The sequence below is a fragment of the Solidesulfovibrio alcoholivorans DSM 5433 genome, from assembly GCF_000702665.1.
GTDB lineage: Bacteria > Desulfobacterota > Desulfovibrionia > Desulfovibrionales > Desulfovibrionaceae > Solidesulfovibrio > Solidesulfovibrio alcoholivorans.
In genome coordinates this window covers 15,869-32,530 of record NZ_JNJA01000001.1, presented here as the reverse complement: position 1 = coordinate 32,530, position 16,662 = coordinate 15,869, and the positions used below count along the sequence as shown (strand labels likewise).

At 67.4% G+C, this 16,662-nt stretch carries 14 protein-coding genes and 1 tRNA gene; 8 read left to right on the top strand and 7 right to left on the bottom strand.

The window, feature by feature from the left end; genetic code table 11:
* Positions 1–210: 210 nt before the first annotated feature.
* The gene (locus Q368_RS0100145) at positions 211–1,659 is read left to right on the top strand and encodes a sigma-54 interaction domain-containing protein (protein WP_029456704.1); all 1,449 of its coding nucleotides are present in this window, start codon (positions 211–213) and stop codon (positions 1,657–1,659) included.
* 6 nt (positions 1,660–1,665) lie between these two features.
* On the opposite strand, the gene Q368_RS0100140 is transcribed toward Q368_RS0100145, so the two are convergent.
* Positions 1,666–4,056: a methyltransferase domain-containing protein gene (locus tag Q368_RS0100140; protein WP_029456703.1), complete on the bottom strand. Its 2,391-nt coding sequence runs from the start codon at positions 4,054–4,056 to the stop codon at positions 1,666–1,668.
* A gap of 515 nt (positions 4,057–4,571) precedes the next feature.
* On the opposite strand from Q368_RS0100140, the gene Q368_RS0100135 reads away from it, so the two are divergent.
* Positions 4,572–4,868: an EF-hand domain-containing protein gene (locus tag Q368_RS0100135; protein ID WP_029456702.1), complete on the top strand. Its 297-nt coding sequence runs from the start codon at positions 4,572–4,574 to the stop codon at positions 4,866–4,868.
* A gap of 100 nt (positions 4,869–4,968) precedes the next feature.
* Here Q368_RS0100135 and Q368_RS0100130 read toward each other — a convergent pair whose 3' ends face one another.
* A complete protein-coding gene (locus tag Q368_RS0100130; protein WP_029456701.1) occupies positions 4,969–6,027 on the bottom strand; it encodes a radical SAM/SPASM domain-containing protein in 1,059 nt (352 codons plus the stop codon).
* Between the two features lie 5 nt (positions 6,028–6,032).
* On the bottom strand, positions 6,033–7,379 hold the full coding sequence (locus tag Q368_RS0100125) for a protoporphyrinogen/coproporphyrinogen oxidase (protein ID WP_029456700.1): 1,347 nt from the start codon (positions 7,377–7,379) through the stop codon (positions 6,033–6,035).
* A 137-nt stretch (positions 7,380–7,516) separates the two neighbouring features.
* Between Q368_RS0100125 and Q368_RS27240 the strand changes: the two genes are divergently transcribed.
* A complete protein-coding gene (locus Q368_RS27240; RefSeq protein WP_029456699.1) occupies positions 7,517–8,110 on the top strand; it encodes an acyltransferase in 594 nt (197 codons plus the stop codon).
* Between the two features lie 42 nt (positions 8,111–8,152).
* Here the strand turns inward: Q368_RS27240 and Q368_RS0100115 are convergent.
* Positions 8,153–8,229, bottom strand: a tRNA-Arg gene (locus Q368_RS0100115).
* A 182-nt stretch (positions 8,230–8,411) separates the two neighbouring features.
* Between Q368_RS0100115 and Q368_RS0100110 the strand changes: the two genes are divergently transcribed.
* The gene (locus Q368_RS0100110; protein ID WP_029456698.1) at positions 8,412–8,822 is read left to right on the top strand and encodes a response regulator; all 411 of its coding nucleotides are present in this window, start codon (positions 8,412–8,414) and stop codon (positions 8,820–8,822) included.
* An 84-nt stretch (positions 8,823–8,906) separates the two neighbouring features.
* Here the strand turns inward: Q368_RS0100110 and Q368_RS0100105 are convergent, their stop codons facing one another.
* The 3 genes from Q368_RS0100105 to Q368_RS0100095 all read right to left on the bottom strand — a co-directional run bounded on the left by Q368_RS0100105 (position 8,907) and on the right by Q368_RS0100095 (position 12,390).
* Positions 8,907–10,193 carry an EAL and HDOD domain-containing protein gene (locus Q368_RS0100105; protein ID WP_029456697.1) on the bottom strand — a complete coding sequence of 429 codons (1,287 nt, stop codon included), beginning with the start codon at positions 10,191–10,193 and terminating at the stop codon, positions 8,907–8,909.
* A gap of 135 nt (positions 10,194–10,328) precedes the next feature.
* Positions 10,329–11,735: a sensor histidine kinase gene (locus tag Q368_RS0100100; RefSeq protein WP_029456696.1), complete on the bottom strand. Its 1,407-nt coding sequence runs from the start codon at positions 11,733–11,735 to the stop codon at positions 10,329–10,331.
* Entirely contained in the window at positions 11,719–12,390 is a 672-nt protein-coding gene (locus Q368_RS0100095) for a winged helix-turn-helix domain-containing protein (RefSeq protein WP_029457297.1), read from the bottom strand. Before Q368_RS0100095 ends, Q368_RS0100100 begins: the two co-directional genes overlap by 17 nt.
* Before the next feature lie 360 nt (positions 12,391–12,750).
* On the opposite strand from Q368_RS0100095, the gene Q368_RS26555 reads away from it, so the two are divergent.
* From Q368_RS26555 to Q368_RS0100075, 4 genes are all read left to right on the top strand, one after another.
* The gene (locus tag Q368_RS26555) at positions 12,751–12,918 is read left to right on the top strand and encodes a hypothetical protein (RefSeq protein WP_169740584.1); all 168 of its coding nucleotides are present in this window, start codon (positions 12,751–12,753) and stop codon (positions 12,916–12,918) included.
* Positions 12,919–13,083: 165 nt separating this feature from the next.
* On the top strand, positions 13,084–13,473 hold the full coding sequence (locus Q368_RS0100085; RefSeq protein WP_029456695.1) for a CBS domain-containing protein: 390 nt from the start codon (positions 13,084–13,086) through the stop codon (positions 13,471–13,473).
* Positions 13,474–13,517: 44 nt separating this feature from the next.
* Complete coding sequence (locus tag Q368_RS0100080) at positions 13,518–14,021, top strand: hypothetical protein (RefSeq protein WP_029456694.1); 504 nt, start codon at positions 13,518–13,520, stop codon at positions 14,019–14,021.
* A 136-nt stretch (positions 14,022–14,157) separates the two neighbouring features.
* Entirely contained in the window at positions 14,158–16,587 is a 2,430-nt protein-coding gene (locus Q368_RS0100075) for an EAL domain-containing protein (RefSeq protein ID WP_029456693.1), read from the top strand.
* The last annotated feature ends 75 nt before the right edge of the window (positions 16,588–16,662 follow it).

Below are 16,662 nucleotides of genomic sequence, written 5' to 3'. Positions count from 1 at the left end.
AAAATGGTCTGATGAAAGCCGCAAAAGAAGCATGCCATGTTGCAAATTCGCACAGGGTTTCCCCACCCTTTGAGGATGGAAATGAATAAAATCAGCGTGTTGGCAAATTTGCAACATGTTGCATCTCTGCCACGAGTTGCGGTATTGCACAGGTGCGTTCGGGCGAGTTTGGGAAAAATGTGACGAACTCGAGGCAAAAAGGGGCCCGTAATGAGAAAAAAAGAACAACACCCCCCCGATCCCGTGGCCCGGCACCTCGACGCCATCCTCGACAGCATCGAGGATGGCGTGTTCATCGCCAACCGCGACGGCTACGCCCTCAAGGTCAACGCCGCCTACGAGCAGCTCACCGGCATGACCAAGGCCGAGCTCATCGGCAAGAACGTCGAGGAGCTCAAGAAGGCCGGCCTTTTCAACATCGCGCCCATCACCCCCGAGATCGTAGCCACGGGCCGGCCCGCCTCCTCCATCCAGGTCACCCGCGACAACCGCTCCATGACCATCGACGGCAAGCCCGTGCGCGACCCGGACGGCACCGTGAGCCTGGTCGTGGTCTACGCCCGCGACATCACGCTCATGGCCCGCATGCGCGAGCGCATCTCCCGCCAGCAGGAGCTGATCGAGACCTACCAGCACCAGATGGATTTCTTCATCCGCGAGGGCGGCGGCATCACCAATTTCATCGCGGAAAATTCCGCCATGAAGCGGCTGATGGACCTGCTGCGCCGCGTCGCGGCAACCGACGCCGTGGCTTTGGTGCTCGGCGAAACCGGCGTCGGCAAGGAGCTTTTCGCGCGCATGATCCACGAGGCCAGCCCCCGGCGCGAGAAGCCCTTCGTCAAGGTGGACTGCGCCTCGATTCCGGAGAACCTGATCGAGTCGGAGCTTTTTGGCTATGCGCCCGGGGCGTTCACCGGCGCGCATCCCAAGGGGCGGGTGGGTTTTTTCGAGATGGCCGAGGGCGGCACCATCTTTCTCGACGAGATCGGCGAGATGCCGCTTCTGTTGCAGTCCAAGCTCCTGCGCGTGCTCCAGGACCGGGAACTGACGCCCGTGGGGTCGAGCAAGGCGCGCAAGACCGACGTGCGCGTCATCGCCGCCACCAACCGCAACCTTGAGGCCGAGGCCCGGCTCGGCACGTTTCGCAGCGATCTTTTCTTCCGGCTGCGCGTGGCGGTGCTGGAGATTCCGCCCCTGCGCGATCGGCCCGACGACATCCTGCCCCTGGCCCGGCTTTTTTTGCAGCGCTTCGGCGCGCGCTACCGCAAGCGGGTGGCGTTTTCCCTCGAGGCCGAGCGGATCATGGCGCACTACAACTGGCCGGGCAACGTGCGCGAACTCGAGAACCTCATCGAGGGCCTGGTCATCACCTGCGACACCGAGATCACGGCCGAGGATCTGCCCACGGCCATGCGCGTCAAGGAATGCCTGCTGCCCGCCGCCGGGGCGGACGGTTCCGCCGCGGTTTCCTCGTCCGTGCAGGCCGCTGCCGCGGCCGTGAATTACGAGCGGCCCTACAAGGAAGTGCTGGCCTCCTTCGAGCGCGACTACCTGGAGCGGGCCATCGCCTACTTCGGCTCCGTGGGCGAGGCGGCCAAGCGCCTGGGCGTGGACCGCACCACGATCTTCCGCAAGATGAAGAAGACGGCCGGGGAGTAGGGCGGCTTACCTTTCCGGCGGCGGCGCGAGGTTAAAGGGCGTGAGCCCCTCGTGCGCCGCCTGCTTCTCAAGAAGCGCCGCGACTCCGGCGTCGGGCCTGGCCGGCGCGCCGCAGCAGCAGGAGCCTGCGCCGGCGTCGAAGGCCGGGTTGGCGATATCGCCGCCCGCGTCCAGGACGAAGAGGTTCTCGCCCGCAAGGTCCGCTTCCCATACGTCGATTTCCTTCACTTCGCCGGCGCGCAGCACCTCGCCCGAGGCCGTGACCACGGCGCGCAACGGTCCCCGGTAGAACACCTTGCACCGCCGCGGGGCAACCGGCGGACGGCGCGCCTCCATGGTCACCGAATAGAACCGGTGTCCCCGCACCAGTCGGTAGGGGAAGCGGCGCAGGAAACGGATGTCCGTAAACCCGGCCTCTTCCAGGATCGCGACAAGGTCTTTTTGCGTGAGCGTGCCGGAAATGCATTCCCCGCGCAGGCTCGGGTCGTTGCAGATGGTCGCCGACGCCGGCGTTTCCGTAGCCACGTCGGAAAAGACGATGCGCCCGCCGGGTTTCAAGATGCGGAATATCTCGGCGTAGAGCCGGCGCTTTCGCGTGGAGAGGTTGAGCACGCAGTTGGACGTCACGCAGTCGGCCGTGGCGTCACGCAGCGGCATGGCCTCCAGGTAGCCCTGGAAAAAAGCCGTGTTGGCGTAGCCGAGCACTTCGGCCGTGGCCCTGGCCGCGGCGCGCGCCCGGGAAAGCATGGGCGGCAGCATGTCGAGGCCGATCACCCGGCCCGCCGGCCCCACGCGCCTGGCCGCGATCAGGCACTCGACGCCCGCGCCGCAGCCGAGGTCCACCATGGTTTCGCCCGGGCGCAGGTCCGCGTCGGCGATGGGCGAGCCGCAGCCGTAGCCGCGCACGCGAAAGCGTTCGGGAATGTGCTCCACCATCTCCGCCGGGTAATGCACGGGATTGACGATGTCGCCTTTCTCCACGGCCGCCGCCTCGGTGTAAAAAGCCTTGATCTGCGCGAGGCTCCCTTCGCCGGCGAGCGAGAGCAGGCAGTTGGTGTGGGCCAGGGCCACCTCGCCATGGGCGTGGCAGCTCACGTGGGTTTCGCCCATTTTAAGAAGCAGCGCCGGCTGGGCGTCGGGCAGGGCGGGCGGCACGGCTTTGGCCTCGCGGACAATCAGGCGTGCGGCAAGACGCTCGAGCAGCGGCTGGTAGGGGTCGCGCCCCGTGAACGTGCCGGCGTGGCGAAAGGAATGGTCCGGGTCGCCGCCGCCGAGGACGTATTTCCAGGGCGATGCGCTCGATGCGCTGCTGGCCCGGCGCAGGGCGTCGAGCGCGGGGCTTTCCTTCCAGGCCGCTTCCAGGCCGCCGGCTGCGGGAAGGGGGGTGGCGAGGGCCTCCACGCCGATCAGCGCCGGGCTCGGGTAGAGCCTGTCGTCCGGGCCCACGGCCACGGATTCGTAGCCGGCGGTGGTGCCGTCGTGGCGCGTGCCCACAGGCGCGAACACCTGGGCGCGCAGGGCCTCGATGTTGTCGATGGCAAGCCCCAGCGCGTCCGCCCTGTCCCAGGCCGCGGCCACGGCGGCGTACAGCGCGTCCGTGTCCGGCGTGTCTTCCTCCCGGCCGCGCCCCACGGCGAAATGCCACATGAGGTGCAGGCCCGACGCGCCGCAGGCCGCGGCGAAGGAGGCGACATCGGGCAGGTCGGCCAGGTTGTCGCGCGTGGGGCAAAAGGACAGCGTCACCGGAAAACCGAGGTCCCGGGCGAGGCGTACGTCGGCGGCCAGACGCGAAAACGCGCCTTCGCCGCGCAGGGCGTCGTGGCGCGCGGCCAGGCCGTCGCAGCTCACCTGGAAATGCAGCCGCTCCCGGGGCCTGCGGGCCAGGTCCTCGCGCAGGGGGGAAAAGCCCGTGCCGTTGGTGAGCACCACCGCGTGGGCGGCGGGGTCGGCCAGGGCGAAGTCGAGCAGCGCGGGAAAGCCCGGATGCAGGAACGGTTCGCCGCCGGTCAGGGCGAACACGCGGCAGCCCAGTGCGCGCGCTTCGGCCATGCGCGAAAGCGCGACGTCGGTTGGCAGTTCGCGAGCGGCGGCCGGCCCCGAACAGAACAGGCAATGGCGGCAGGCGAGGTTGCAGCGGTCCGTGACGTGCAGCCACAGTTCCGCAAGCCGTGCCAGGGGCAGGGCGCAGAGGCGGCCGGCGTAGGGCGCGGGCTCGGCCTCGGGCAGGCGGGCGAGGAAGAGCCGCTCCCGGCAGTTTGGGGCCTGTCCGCGCGCGGTCGCGGCGATGGCGGCGTCGCCGGCGGCGTTGGGCACGAACCAGTCCGGCGCTTCGGGGCATAAATAGATGGAGGTATCCTCGTGGCGCACGCGGATCCAGGCGTCGGGAGAAAACGGCATGGCGCGATCCTTGGTCCTCGGGTTGGCGATGTTGCAGGAAAAGACGCGCCGTGGCGCGACCGCAGGAAGCCCATGAAATAGCCCATGGCGCGGGGCGGTGACAAGGGCGGCTGTCCCGGACCCGGCGGCGACAAAAAGGCCTTTCCGGGAGCGTCTTGCCGGTCGCCACCCCTTGCGCCGCGGGCGCGGATTCCTGTAGGACTTTTGGTGGAAGCAGGCCGGTCGGGCATGATGCGGGAGACGGCGACGGCTCTGCGATGCATGCTTGTTGCAGCGGCAGTGTGGCTGGTCTTGGGCGCGGAGCCCGCCCGGGCCGAATCCATGTGTCTTGCAAGCCCGGTTCCCGTGATCTGTCCCGCTTGCCTCGCGATGCTACGTTGTTGCGACGTCGTGGACTGGTTGGTTTTTTTCTGCCCGGCCGGGATGCGGGACAGCCCTTCCAAATGCGGCGACGGCCCTGGCGATACGGCGCGCTTGGCGCGCGAAACCTGATACGACGGGAAAAGGAGCACGGCATGATGCGGATTTTCTGGACTCTGGCGGTGGCGGTGACCCTTCTTGTTGCGGTGGGCGGCTGCGCCAAGAAAAAAAGCTATACGTCGCTGGATGAAGTCTACGCCAAGTACGACGTGAACAAGGACGGCAAGATCACCAAGGAAGAGTTCGTGGCGCAGTGGAAGGACAAGCAGAAGGCCGAGACGGCCTGGAAGAAGATCGACCGGAAGAACAACGGCTTCGTGGACCGCGTGCTCGACAACGACATGCCGCTCAACGTCTGGAGTGCCGTGGAAAGCAACGACACCCCGTATTAGCCTCGCCGGGACTCCTTTCCCCCTTGCGAGAGGGACCGGGGGGCTTCATGCCCCCCGGCGGGGCTCGGGACAGCGCCCCGATCTTCTCTTCCCCTCTCCCCTACCGTACCTTCGTCACAGGGCAGCGGCCGCAGACGATGCCGGCGCGCAGCGCGTTTTGCCGGGGATCGGCCAAAAGCGCCCGGGCGGCCTGGTATTTGGCGTTGTTCCAGACCTCGCGAAACGGCGTGGAGAGCACGTTGCCGAAATCCACGGACGGGTCGCGGGGGTCGCGGCAGCAGGGAATGAGCCCGCCGTCCCAGTTGACGTAGGCCGAGCGGTAGAGCCACGAGCAGCCGGGCGAGGGTGCCTGCGCGTCGGGGCGCAGGGTCTGGCGCGGAAATCGCGTGGAGAACCAGTCGTCCGGGGCGTCGGCCGGGAAAAAGGGCTTGATGAAGCGCACCTGGTCCACGCCGAGTTCCCGGGCCTTTTCGCGGGCCGCGGGAATTTCGTGTTCGTTGAACCCTGTGACGCAGTACTGCCAGTCGATAAAAGGCGTGGCGCTGCCGGCCTTGCGGCGTTCCTCGATGACGGCGCGAAGCGCGGCCAGGGCCACGTCGGGGTTGCCGCCGCGCATGAAGCGCCCGCTCGTCTCCTGGGACACGCCGTGGCAGGAGAAGATGAGCACCTCGAGCCCCGAAGCCACGATGCGCCGGGCAAGTTCCGGGTCGCGGTGGGTGAGGTTGGAGGAGACGCCCACGCCGATGTTGCGCGAGGCCGCCAGGCGGATCATGTCCAGGGTCTCGGGGAACAGGAACGGCTCGCCGAAGCCGTAGAGGTTGATCTTGAACAGGTACGCGCCCACGTCGTCGAGGATCTTGCGGAACTGTTCCAGGGTCATGCGGCCGAAGAGCCGTTCGTCGTCGCGGGGCGGGCGGCGGTCGTCGTAGCAGTAGGCGCAGCGCAGATTGCAGATATTGGTGCTCTCGATTTTGAGGATGTAGGGCATCGAGTCGAGGACCGTGCGCTTTTGCAGGCGGTTGCGTTCGGCGCGCGCGAAATTGAGCAGCCGCCGTGGCGTGGCGTGGCGCAGGAACGCCTGGGCGTGGCGCTTGAGGATTTTCAGGCGTTCGGCCGTGCCCGCGCCTTTGGTGGCCAGGGCGGAATCGAGCAGTCCCATGGGCGCTATGCTCCGTGTGTTGCGGTTTCGTCGAGAAGGTGCGCCGCCATCTTGAGCCCCTGCGTCACGGCGGCCGGGGTCAGGCAGAAGTAGAAGCCGCCCTGGCGGCCCACGGCATGGGCGTTGGCCAGGCCGCGCACGGGCGCGGCCGCCGCGGCAAGGCGCGCTTCGTAGTCCAGGGGATAGACGGGCATGGCCGCCGGCAGGGTCACGGCTTTGGCCTGGCGCAGGGCCGAGGCCGGGTACAGCCCCAGGCGCGCCACGTCGGCGATGGCCGCCGCGATGGTCTCTTCCTCGCTTGGCGGCGCGGCGTCGCCGGTTGCCACGTTGATTTCCAGGCACAGCCCCTCGCGGCCTGCCGGGCTGCGCTCGCGGAAAATGGAGCCGGGGTAGTAGACGCGGTTGGCCGTGAGCTCCGGGTCGGGATGGTAGGTGTAGACGAAGGGCCGAAAAGGCGGCGCGGGGCTTGCGTAGGTGAGCATGACCAGACGCATGTTCACCGTGGGCAGGGTCGGCGCCTGTGCGCCGAGCGCGGCATTGAGCGCATTAAGCGGTGCGGTCCAGACCAGATGGCGCGCGGCGATCTCGCGGCCGTCGGCGACGACCGCCGCGACGCGCTCCCCGTCGCGGGTCAGGGAGATTGCTCCCACACCGGTGACGATTTCGCCCCCGGCCCGCCGGATGCGCGTGGCCAGCAGGGCCGGCACGTCGCCGAGGCCCCCGGCCGGGTAGGTGTAGCGTTGGCGCAGGCGGAAAAGCGCGCCGAGCACGGCCGCGGCCTTGCCGCGCCGCACGAAGGGCTCCTTTTCGTTGTCGATGGTGCGGTCCACGCGGGCCAGCCAGTGGTGGTGCAGCTCCTGCGGCGGCATGAGCGCCTTTTTGGCGAACAGGTCGCGAAAGAGCAGGGCGTAGAGCCCCGGCCCGCTTTTTTCCGCAAGCTCGAGCGACGCCGGGATGGGTTCCGGCGGCGGCGCGCCCCGGCGTTTGGTCGCCGCGCGCAGCGCCTCGATCTTGTAGCGCAGGGGGTAGCGCAGGAAATCGAAATGGTTGGGAAATTTCCAGTACCGTCCGTCCGCCGCGATGGCGAAGGCGAAGGGATGGCGGATGACGGGCTGCCCGGCCAGGGTCTCGCGCAGGAAGGCCTCGCCCGGGCCGTCGTGCTCCAGAAAAAGCACGTGGGGACCGAGGTCGAACACGACGTCGTCCAGGGTGAAGGAGCGCAAGAGCCCCCCCACCTCGGGTTCGCGTTCGAGGACGACGACCGGCAGGCCTGCTTCGGCAAGGCGCACGGCGCAGGTCAATCCGGCCACGCCGCCGCCGACGATGACGTGCTTGTCCATGGCGGCGCTCATGACGGCCGGATATTCCGGGGGAAAGGGAGCGTGAGCATGGGAAAACCTAGCATGTCCGGCGCGGGCGGGCAATCGGTCGGCTGGCGTGCCGGACGCTTCCCCGCTATCATGCGTCGCAAACGCAAGGAGCAGGGCAGGTGAACGCGCCAAGGGACGTCTTCGTGCATGCGGCGGGAATTTGCGAATCGGCATCCGTGGGGCCGGGAACGCGCATCTGGGCGTTTGCCCACGTGCTGCCGGGCGCGGTCATCGGCCGCGACGCCAATATCTGCGACCATGTTTTCATCGAGGGCGGGGTAACGCTCGGCGACCGGGTCACGGTCAAGTGCCACGTCGCCTTGTGGGATGGGGTGGCCGTCGGCGACGATGTGTTCATCGGCCCGTCCGCGGCGTTCGCCAACGACCGCTATCCCCGCAGCGGACGACACGTGCCGTCGGTGCGCACGGTGCTGGAAAAGGGCTGTTCCATCGGTGCCGGCGCGGTGGTCGTGCCCGGGGTGACGGTGGGGGCGTATGCGCTCGTCGGTGCCGGCGCGGTGGTCACGCGCGACGTCGCGCCGTTTACGCTGGTGCTGGGCAATCCGGCCCGGGCGGCGGGGCTGGTCTGCCGTTGCGGCGGCCGGCTGCTGCCCGCGCCGATGGGCTTGCGCTGTTCCCAGGGGGACTGGGCCGGTGAGGCGCCCCACGAGGGCATGGTGTGCAGCGCGGCGATCGTCTTGTGTGGACAATGAAAAAGGCGGTCCTGGCAAGAAGCGGGAACCGCCTGAAATACCTGGCGCGCCCGGAGCGATTCGAACGCCCGACCGTCGGATTCGAAGTCCGATGCTCTATCCGGCTGAGCTACGGGCGCGCAGTGACCCACTACTGACTCCCGGCCGCTTCCGTCAAGCCGGCCGGGTCGTCCCTGCCCGCATGGCACGCCGCGCCGAAACGGTGGTTGCGGGGCTCCCCAAAAAACAATACCCCTTTCGCAGGGGCGTGATTTTTTCGCGCGGTCCCGCCCCATGCCGTTGCCTTCAGGGGAGTACTGTCATGCGCTTTCTCATCGTGGATGACGATGAAAGCATCATCCTCTTTTTGCGCACGTTTCTTTCCGCCTATGCCGAATGCCTCACTGCGGGCGACGGCCTGGAAGCCATGGCAGCGTTCGAAGCCGCGCTCGAAGAAGAAAAGCCCTTCACCGCCGTCTTCATGGATATCCTCATGCCGGGCATGGACGGCAACGAGGTCGTCCAGGCCCTGCGCCGCATGGAAGACGCCGCCAATCCCCGGCAGCGCTTCAAGCTCATCATGATCTCCGTGCTCACGGACACCAAAAACGTCAGCGAATCCTTCTTTCACGGCCGTGCCGACGCCTACCTGCCCAAACCCCTGCGCCGCGAGGTGCTGCTCTCGGAACTGGCCAAGCTCGGCCTCATCGACGCGCCTGTCCTGCCGCACTGACTCCCCCGCGCCCGCGCGCGCTTGCCACAGGGCTGGTGCATGGTGCGGCCGGCGTTTGCGCATGCGCCGGACGGCATGTTTCCCTCAACGTCGCCGCGGCGGCGTCGCCGGCTCGGGCGCGGCGTGCTGGGTGGCGAAAAACGCCCCGCTCCAGGCCATGGCCTCGCTCGCGCAGGTCTTGACCGTCTCCAGATCGAAGCCCAGGTTTTGCGTAAGCTCCTCCAGGCGCGTCCAGTCCGCGTCCTCGATGCAGCCCACGAGTTCGAGCAGCGGCTCGTATTCGCTTTGCGTGTCGCGCCGCAGCGCCGCCTTGAGCTTTTCCTCCAGGGGCAAAAGCTCCGTCACCTTGGCCATGGGCATGCCGAGGATGGCGTCGAGGAGCGAAAAAAGCCCGAGCAGAAACAGTGAGCCCGGATTGAAATCCCAATAATCGTAGCGCGTGGCCACCTGCTCCAGGAACCGCGCCCGCTGGAGCGAGAGCTCGGCCAACTCCCGGGGCATGTCGCCGTGCTGCGCCATGTCGGCGAGAAGCACGGCCCGCAGCCAGTTGCGCATCTTCACCGACCCGAGGATCATGATGGCCTGGCGGATGGACTGGATTTTTTGGGGAAAGCCGAAGGCGGCGGAATTGAGGTAGGAAAGCAGCCGGAAGCTCACGGACACGTCCGACGAAATGGCCTCGGCCAGGGCGTCCACGTCCGGGTCTTCCGTCTCGATCAGGCGCATGAGCTGGAACCGGCTCATCTGGTGGGACGTGAACTTGCGTTCGGCAAGAACCTCGGGCTCCTTGAAAAAACGTCCCTGGAACAGCGTGAAGCCGGCGTTTTTGAGCGCCTCGAACTGTTCGAGGCCCTGCACGCGGGAGGCCAGCAGCATGACCTTGCGGCCCTTGGCCCGGTCCAGGAAATCCCGCGGGTCGGCCCCGTTCCCGGCGTTGAAGCACAGCACGTCGGCCATGTGCGCCAGCTCCGGCACGGCGGCCATGCCCGGGCCGTCCTCCAGGGCCAGGATGTAGCCGTCGGCGCGCAACTGGCGCGCCGCGGCCACCACCGCCTCGGGCGAACGCACCGCGCCCACGGCCTTGACCACCCCGTGCTGGGGCGGCAGGGCGTACGGCGCCTTGGCGAGCAGCCCCGCCTCGTCGAAGGGGGCCACGACCTTCTTGCCGCGCTCCACGGCATGCTGCACGCCCATGTAGGACGACGACGCCAGCGAGTCGGCCACGTGCTCGCGGTCGGCAAAGCAGGTCAGGGCGGCGCAGGCGTCGTTGCCGCCCTGGATTTCATAGCCCCACAGCTTGCGCTTGACGTCGAAAAGGGCCTGTTTGGTGAAGAAAAAAGGGGTGGCGCTGGCCGCGTCCTGTTCGCTCATGGCGCATTCCCGGGTTGGCGGTTGGAGGGAAAAGACGCAGGGCATGACGGGTTTGTCCCCAACATGCCCCAGCTAGCCCGGGATGACAATGCTTTTCGGCCGTCGCCCGCCAGGTCTTCGCCGCGCGGCCGGTCGCTACAGGGACGCGGCGTCGGCGGCCGCGGGCAGGGTGAAGGTGAAAAGACTGCCCTTGCCGGGGGCGCTTTGCACGTCGATGGCGCCGCCGTGGGCGTGGAGCACCGCGCGCACCAGGGAGAGCCCCAGGCCCAGGCCACGCTGGGACCGGCTCTTGTCGGCCCGGTAGAGGCGGTCGAAGATGCGCGGGATGTCGTCGGCGCCGATCCCCTCGCCGGTGTCGGCCACGCGCACCGCCACGGCCTCGCCCGCGCGCCAGGCCGAAACGTCCACACGGCCGCCGGCCGGCGTGTACTTGACGGCGTTGTCGAGCAGATTGCCGAGCACTTGGCGCATCCGGTCGGCGTCGGCCGTCACCGGTAGCCGGTCCATGGGGGCCACGGCGAGCAGCACGCCCTTTTCCTCGGCCACATACTGGTAGATTTCCACCATCTCGGCAATGAGCGCCGCCATGTCCGTCCGGCCCAGATGCAGGCGCATGGCCCCGGTTTCGGCTTCGGAGATGTCCATGAGGATGCCGAGCATGGACACCATGCGCCGCGTTTCCTCGGCGCAGTCGAGCAGGGCTTCGCGCAGGGCCTCGGGGTCGCTTTTCGTGGACGCGGCCATTTCCACGGCGGCCAGGGTGCGGGTGGCCGGGGTGCGCAGGTCGTGTGCCACGTTGTCGAGGGCCTCGCGCATGCCGCTGATAAGGCTCTTGATCTTGTCGAGCATGGCGTTGAACAGCCGCGCCAGCTCGTTGAGTTCGTCGTCGGCCCCTTCGTCCGGCACGCGGGCGTCCATGCGGCCGGTGTCGATGGCCCGCACCGTGTCGATGAGTCCCTGGATGGGCTTGAGCGTGCGCCGGGCGAGCAGGAAGCCCGCGGTCAGCCCGACCAGGGCGACCAGGGCCATGATGCCGGCGAAAATGATCCGGAACTGGCGCAGCAGACGTTCGCGGTCGCTTGCGTCCTTGCCCATGTACACCGTGCCGCCGCCGGGCAGGCTGCGGCAGGCCAGTTCGATGAGGCCCTTGCCTTCCGGTTTGGGCAGAAACGTCCACTGGATGCCCGGCCCCAGGTCGCGGGGCAGGTCGTCCGGCAGGGGCGCGGCGTCGGTGGGGGCGATCTGGGTCAGGGCCTGTCCGTCCGGGGAGTCCAGGCGCAGGTAGTACTCGTCGGATTCGAAGTCCTCGCGCTCCATGCGCATGAACTCGACCAGGGCCGGCAATCCGCGCTTGAGCGCGATGGAGGCGTATTCGCGCACCTTCTGCGCCATGGCCAGGCGGTCGCCTTCGCGCACGGCGTCGGAGAGCAACGAATAGGCCAGAAGGAACAGGATCAGGGCGCTCGAGATGAAGATGAGGGAATACTGCGCGGTCAGCCGGAAGATGGTCGAGCGGAAAAAGGCCCTACTCTTTAAGGACATACCCGACCCCGCGCAGGGTATGCAGCATCTTTTTCTCCCAGTCCCGGTCGATCTTGTTGCGCAACCGGCACACCAGCACGTCCACCAGGTTGGTCTGGGGATCGAAGTGGTAGTCCCAGACGTGCTCCATGATCATGGTCTTGGAGAGCACCTTGCCGGGGTTGCGCATGAAGTACTCGAGCAGCGCGAATTCCCGTGGCTGGAGCTGCACCGCGGTCTCGCCCCGGCGGACCTCGCGGGTGAGCAGGTTCATGGACAGCTCGCCCACGGTCAGGCGCGTGGGTTCGGACACGCTCGACGAACGGCGGATGAGCGCCTGGACCCGGGCCAGCAGTTCCGAAAAGGAGAAGGGCTTGGACAGGTAGTCGTCGCTGCCGGTCTCGAGGCCGCGCACCCTGTCTTCCACAGACCGCTTGGCCGAGAGGATGATGATGGGGGTGTTGATGCCGCGCCGGCGCAGTTCCTCGATGACCTTGAGCCCGTCGAGCCCGGGCAGCATGACGTCGATGACCGCCACGGCGTAGGGCTCCGTGGAGGCCAGGTGCAGGCCATCCACGCCGTTGGCGGCGTGATCCACGGCGAAGCCGCTTTGCCGCAGACCGCCGATGATGAAAGAGGCGATTTTCTCGTCATCCTCGACGAGCAGAATCCGCATGGGCCGTGTTTCCTTTCGCCGGTCGCCATCGGGGCGGCGGCCGGACGATTCGGGCTTTGGGTGCGCGATGTACATGCAACGCCTCATAAAGGCCAGAAGGGCCGTGGCGCTACGGATTTTCCTTGTTTTTCATATCTGTCATGGACTGGCAAGGTTGTTGTAACAGCTTGGAATCGCGAATCTTTCGTGTTTCAAGTCTGTAATGTGAGGGTAAGAGGCCGGAAAGGAGGACGGGAATAAACGGTTTACGTCGGCCCGGGGGAAAGCATCCGGTCGGCGACCGGGGAACGGTCCGTGGGGAACGGGCCCTGTCGGCCGGAAACTGGCCAGGACCAAATTACCGCTCAAGGAGCTCATATCATGAAAAAGATCGTCGTCTTCACCGTTATTTCCTGCCTGCTCGCCACCTCCATGGCTTTCGCCGGCACCAAGAAGAAAAAGAAAAAGACCACCAAGGCCGACAGCTACTCGGTCGTCGAGATCCTCAAGGCCAAGAAGAAGGCCAAAAAGGCCGCTCCCGCCCAATAGCATCGTTCGCACATCAGTATCCGTCGCGAAAGGCCGGGGTTTTCCCGGCCTTTCGTCGTTTCGGGCCGGGCGCGCGGAGCGCTGGCTTGACTTGGGGCCGGGCATCGGCAAGGATGCGGGGAATGGCGCATATTGCCGCCGCAACGCCTCGTTCGGAGAACCCCCATGCGCGTCGCCGATCTCATGACCAGCCAGTTGCGCTGCCTGCGCGAAACGGACAGCCTCGCCGACGCCATGGCCGCCATGCAGGAGCTTTTCATCCGCCACATCCCTGTCGTGGACGAAGGGGGCGGGCTCGTGGGCATCGTCACCCAGCGCGACCTGCTTTCCCTGGAGCACAAAAAGGATCCGGTCACGCAGCTGCGCGACGTGATGCGCACGGACGTGGTCACGGTGACGCCGGACACGCCGCTGCGCACCGCAGCCGAAACCATGATATACAACAAGTACGGCTGCTTGCCCGTGGTCAGCGACAGCGAACTGGTGGGTATCATCACCGAAACCGATTTTCTCAAGCTGGCTATTTTCCCCATCGCCCCCCGGCGCGGCGACTGACCGCGCCGGGGCGCATCGCCACTCGAAACGGAGGGAGCCGCCCCATGACCCGGCCTGGCGTTTTTTCGTTTCTGCTCGCATGCGCCTTGCTGTTCGCCGCCCCGTTCGCGTCCCCGGCCGCGAACCTCGAGCTTTCGCGCTACAAGGACCTGCGCAACCCCTACATGAAAGTGACGGACATCCAGGAGCGGGAGCGCTTCGAGGAGAAGTATGTGCCTTCCGGGGGCAAGGTGACGCTGCAAAAAGTGCCCTACAAGGAAGTCGTCGTGACCGGGGAACTGCGGCAAAAGCCCCCGGCGAGCATGGACGCCATGTTCGGCGGCGGCGAGGGCCAGCCCCTGCTCAAGGTCTGCATGGCGCGCTACGATGCGGCGGGCGCGCAGATCGAAGAGGAATGCCAGGGACTGCGCTTCGAGAGCATGGTCAAGGGCAACGTCGGCACGGCGCTGTTCCGCCTTCCCGAGGGCACGGCCCGCTACGAGTTCCGCCTGCCGGAAGCCAAGGGCGACAAGGGGTCGGCCATCAAGCTCTGGTATCCCACGAACTGACGGCGCACGAACGGGCCAATTTCATTGCCTTTTGAAAGCGTCCTGGTTACAGGTGGCTTTCGTTGGGATACGCGGCAAGGTTCGGCCGCGTTTCGCCCCGGGCATGCACGGGTGATCCCAGCGGCAGGGGGTTTTCATGACGCCGCCCCGCATCCTCGTCGTCGAAAAGGACCGCGCCGCGGCCGCCGCGCTGGCGGAGACGCTCGTCGCGCACGGTTACGATACGCTCGGCCCGGTCGCGTCCTGCCGCGAGGCTCTGGAAGCCGTCGAGGCCCTGCGGCCCGATCTGGCCGTCATGGAACTCCGCCTGGAGGGCGCCTGCGACGGTGCCGACGCTGCCGCGCTGCTGCATGAAGGCCACGCCATCCCCGTCATCCTGCTTTCCCGAAACGGCGATGCAAACCGTCTGGAAGCGGCGCAAAAAGCCGCCGTGTCCTGCTTCCTGCCCAATCCGCCGGACGGCGTGCGTCTGGTCGCGGCCATAGAAAAGGCCCTGGCCCGCAGCCGCCTCGAACGCGCCCGGCAACAGCTCGAAAGCCAATGCCGCGCGCTTTTCGCGGCCACGCCCACCGCATTGCTGCTTTTGACCGGCGACGGTGTCGTGTGCGACGCCAACGCGGCCGCACTGGAACTTTTCGGCTGCGGCCGGGAAGGGCTTGGCGGCGCGTCCCTGGCCGGCCTGCTCGCCCCCGGGGAGCGGGAGCTGGCCGCGGAACTGCTCGACGCGGCCCGGGGCGGCGAGACGGGACGCGTCGTGGGCCGGGGCCTGCGCCAGGACGGCTCGGTCTTTCCCGTGGCTCTGACCCTGGTGCCCCGCGTCAGCGGCGAGGACGCCCGGTTGCTGCTCGAGGCCCGCCCTGCCCGCCAGTCCGGCGTCCGGCCCGATCTGCCGGACATCGACCTGGCCGCTTCGCCCGAAGGGTTCTTCGTCGTCGACGCCAAGGACCGGCTGCGCCTGGCCAACGCCGCCGCGGGCCACGTCTTCGGCCTTTGCAGCGCGCCGCCCGCGGGCACGCCCCTTTGCGAGGCCCTGCCCGAGGAACTCGCGGCCACGCTTTCGCGCGACGCGGCCCGGGTCGTCGCCTGGAACGAGCCGGTCAAAAAAGAGATGACCGTCACCATCGACGGCGCGGACAAGACCCTGCTCGTGTGCCTGTTCCCCATGGGCCACGACGAGGGTTCGCGCATGGCCGCCGGGCTGGTCACGGACATCACCGACCGCAAGCTCCTGGAAAGCCAGCTGGCGCACATGGCCTTCCACGACCCCCTGACGGGCCTGCCCAACCGCAGCCTGTGCCTGGACCGCATCCGCCAGGCCATCGAACGCTCCAAACGGCGCGACAATTACCAGTACGCGGTCATCTTCCTGGACCTCGACCGCTTCAAGGTCATCAACGACAGCCTGGGCCACCACATGGGCGACCGGCTGCTGGAGGGGGTGGCCAAGCGGCTGCGCGAATGCGTGCGCGGCCTCGACACCGTGGCGCGCCTGGGCGGGGACGAGTTCGTGGTGCTGCTCGAGGAGACGGGCTCGTACCGGGAGATCATCCGCATCGTCAAACGCATCCGCGTCGCCATCGGCGAGGTGTTCACGCTGTGCGAGCACGACGTCCACGTCACCTGCTCCATGGGCATCGTCATAAGCCCCTGCCTCTACGAAAAACCCGAGGAGCTCCTGCGCAACGCCAACATCGCCCTGCACCGGGCCAAGGGCGAGGGCCGCAACCGCTTCAAGGTCTTCAACACGCGCATGCTGGAAGACGCCATCCGGCTCATGGACCTGGAAAACGACCTGCGCCTGGCGCTGAAGCGCGGGGAATTTTTCCTGGACTACCAGCCGATCCTGGCGCTGCGCGACCGACGACTGACGGGCTTCGAGGCCCTCGTGCGCTGGCGGCGGCCGGGCAAGGGCGTGGCCTCGCCCATGGAGTTCATCCCGGTGGCCGAGGACACCGGGCTCATCGTGCCGCTCGGGGCCTGGGTGCTGACCGAGGCCTGCCGGACCATGGCCGCCTGGCAGCGGCGCTTTCCCGAGGCGCGGGCCATGTCCATGAGCGTGAACCTGTCGGCCAAGCAGCTGGCCCAGCCCATGCTCGTGGAAGAGGTGACGCGCATCCTGCGCGAGACCGGCCTCGATCCCCACGCGCTCAAGCTCGAGATCACCGAGACGGTCATCATGGACAACCCCGAGGTGTCGATCCTCCGCCTCAAACGCCTCAAGGAACTCGGGGTGCGTCTGTCCGTGGACGATTTCGGCACGGGCTATTCCTCGCTTTCCTACCTGCAACGTTTTCCCATCGATACGCTCAAGGTGGACCGGGCTTTCGTCAGCGACATCGAGGCCCGCGAGAACCGCAAGATCGTGGGCGCGGTGGTGGCCCTGGCGCACAGCCTGGGGCTCGACGTGGTGGCCGAGGGCGTGGAGCTCGAGACGCAGTCCGACGTGCTCACGGGCTTCGCCTGCGAGGCCGGGCAGGGGTTCCTGTTCTCCCGTCCCGTCTGCGGCGACGAAGTCGAGCGGATGCTCGGCGCGGCCGCATGCCCCGGGGAAACGTCCGTTTCCTGAACGCGCTTCCCACAGCGGCCCCGTCAGGGGCGCAGTTTTTCCAAACGCATCGGGCGCGGGCGCATGCTCCCGTGG

Excerpts from the sequence above, each read along its gene's own strand:
- Q368_RS0100145 (WP_029456704.1), top strand. The coding sequence starts at position 211 with ATGAGAAAAAAAGAACAACACCCCCCCGATCCCGTGGCCCGGCACCTC.
- Q368_RS0100140 (WP_029456703.1), bottom strand. The coding sequence starts at position 4,056 with ATGCCGTTTTCTCCCGACGCCTGGATCCGCGTGCGCCACGAGGATACC.
- Q368_RS0100135 (WP_029456702.1), top strand. The coding sequence starts at position 4,572 with ATGATGCGGATTTTCTGGACTCTGGCGGTGGCGGTGACCCTTCTTGTT.
- Q368_RS0100130 (WP_029456701.1), bottom strand. The coding sequence starts at position 6,027 with ATGGGACTGCTCGATTCCGCCCTGGCCACCAAAGGCGCGGGCACGGCC.
- Q368_RS0100125 (WP_029456700.1), bottom strand. The coding sequence starts at position 7,379 with ATGAGCGCCGCCATGGACAAGCACGTCATCGTCGGCGGCGGCGTGGCC.
- Q368_RS0100110 (WP_029456698.1), top strand. The coding sequence starts at position 8,412 with ATGCGCTTTCTCATCGTGGATGACGATGAAAGCATCATCCTCTTTTTG.
- Q368_RS0100105 (WP_029456697.1), bottom strand. The coding sequence starts at position 10,193 with ATGAGCGAACAGGACGCGGCCAGCGCCACCCCTTTTTTCTTCACCAAA.
- Q368_RS0100100 (WP_029456696.1), bottom strand. The coding sequence starts at position 11,735 with ATGTCCTTAAAGAGTAGGGCCTTTTTCCGCTCGACCATCTTCCGGCTG.
- Q368_RS0100095 (WP_029457297.1), bottom strand. The coding sequence starts at position 12,390 with ATGCGGATTCTGCTCGTCGAGGATGACGAGAAAATCGCCTCTTTCATC.
- Q368_RS26555 (WP_169740584.1), top strand. The coding sequence starts at position 12,751 with ATGAAAAAGATCGTCGTCTTCACCGTTATTTCCTGCCTGCTCGCCACC.
- Q368_RS0100085 (WP_029456695.1), top strand. The coding sequence starts at position 13,084 with ATGCGCGTCGCCGATCTCATGACCAGCCAGTTGCGCTGCCTGCGCGAA.
- Q368_RS0100080 (WP_029456694.1), top strand. The coding sequence starts at position 13,518 with ATGACCCGGCCTGGCGTTTTTTCGTTTCTGCTCGCATGCGCCTTGCTG.
- Q368_RS0100075 (WP_029456693.1), top strand. The coding sequence starts at position 14,158 with ATGACGCCGCCCCGCATCCTCGTCGTCGAAAAGGACCGCGCCGCGGCC.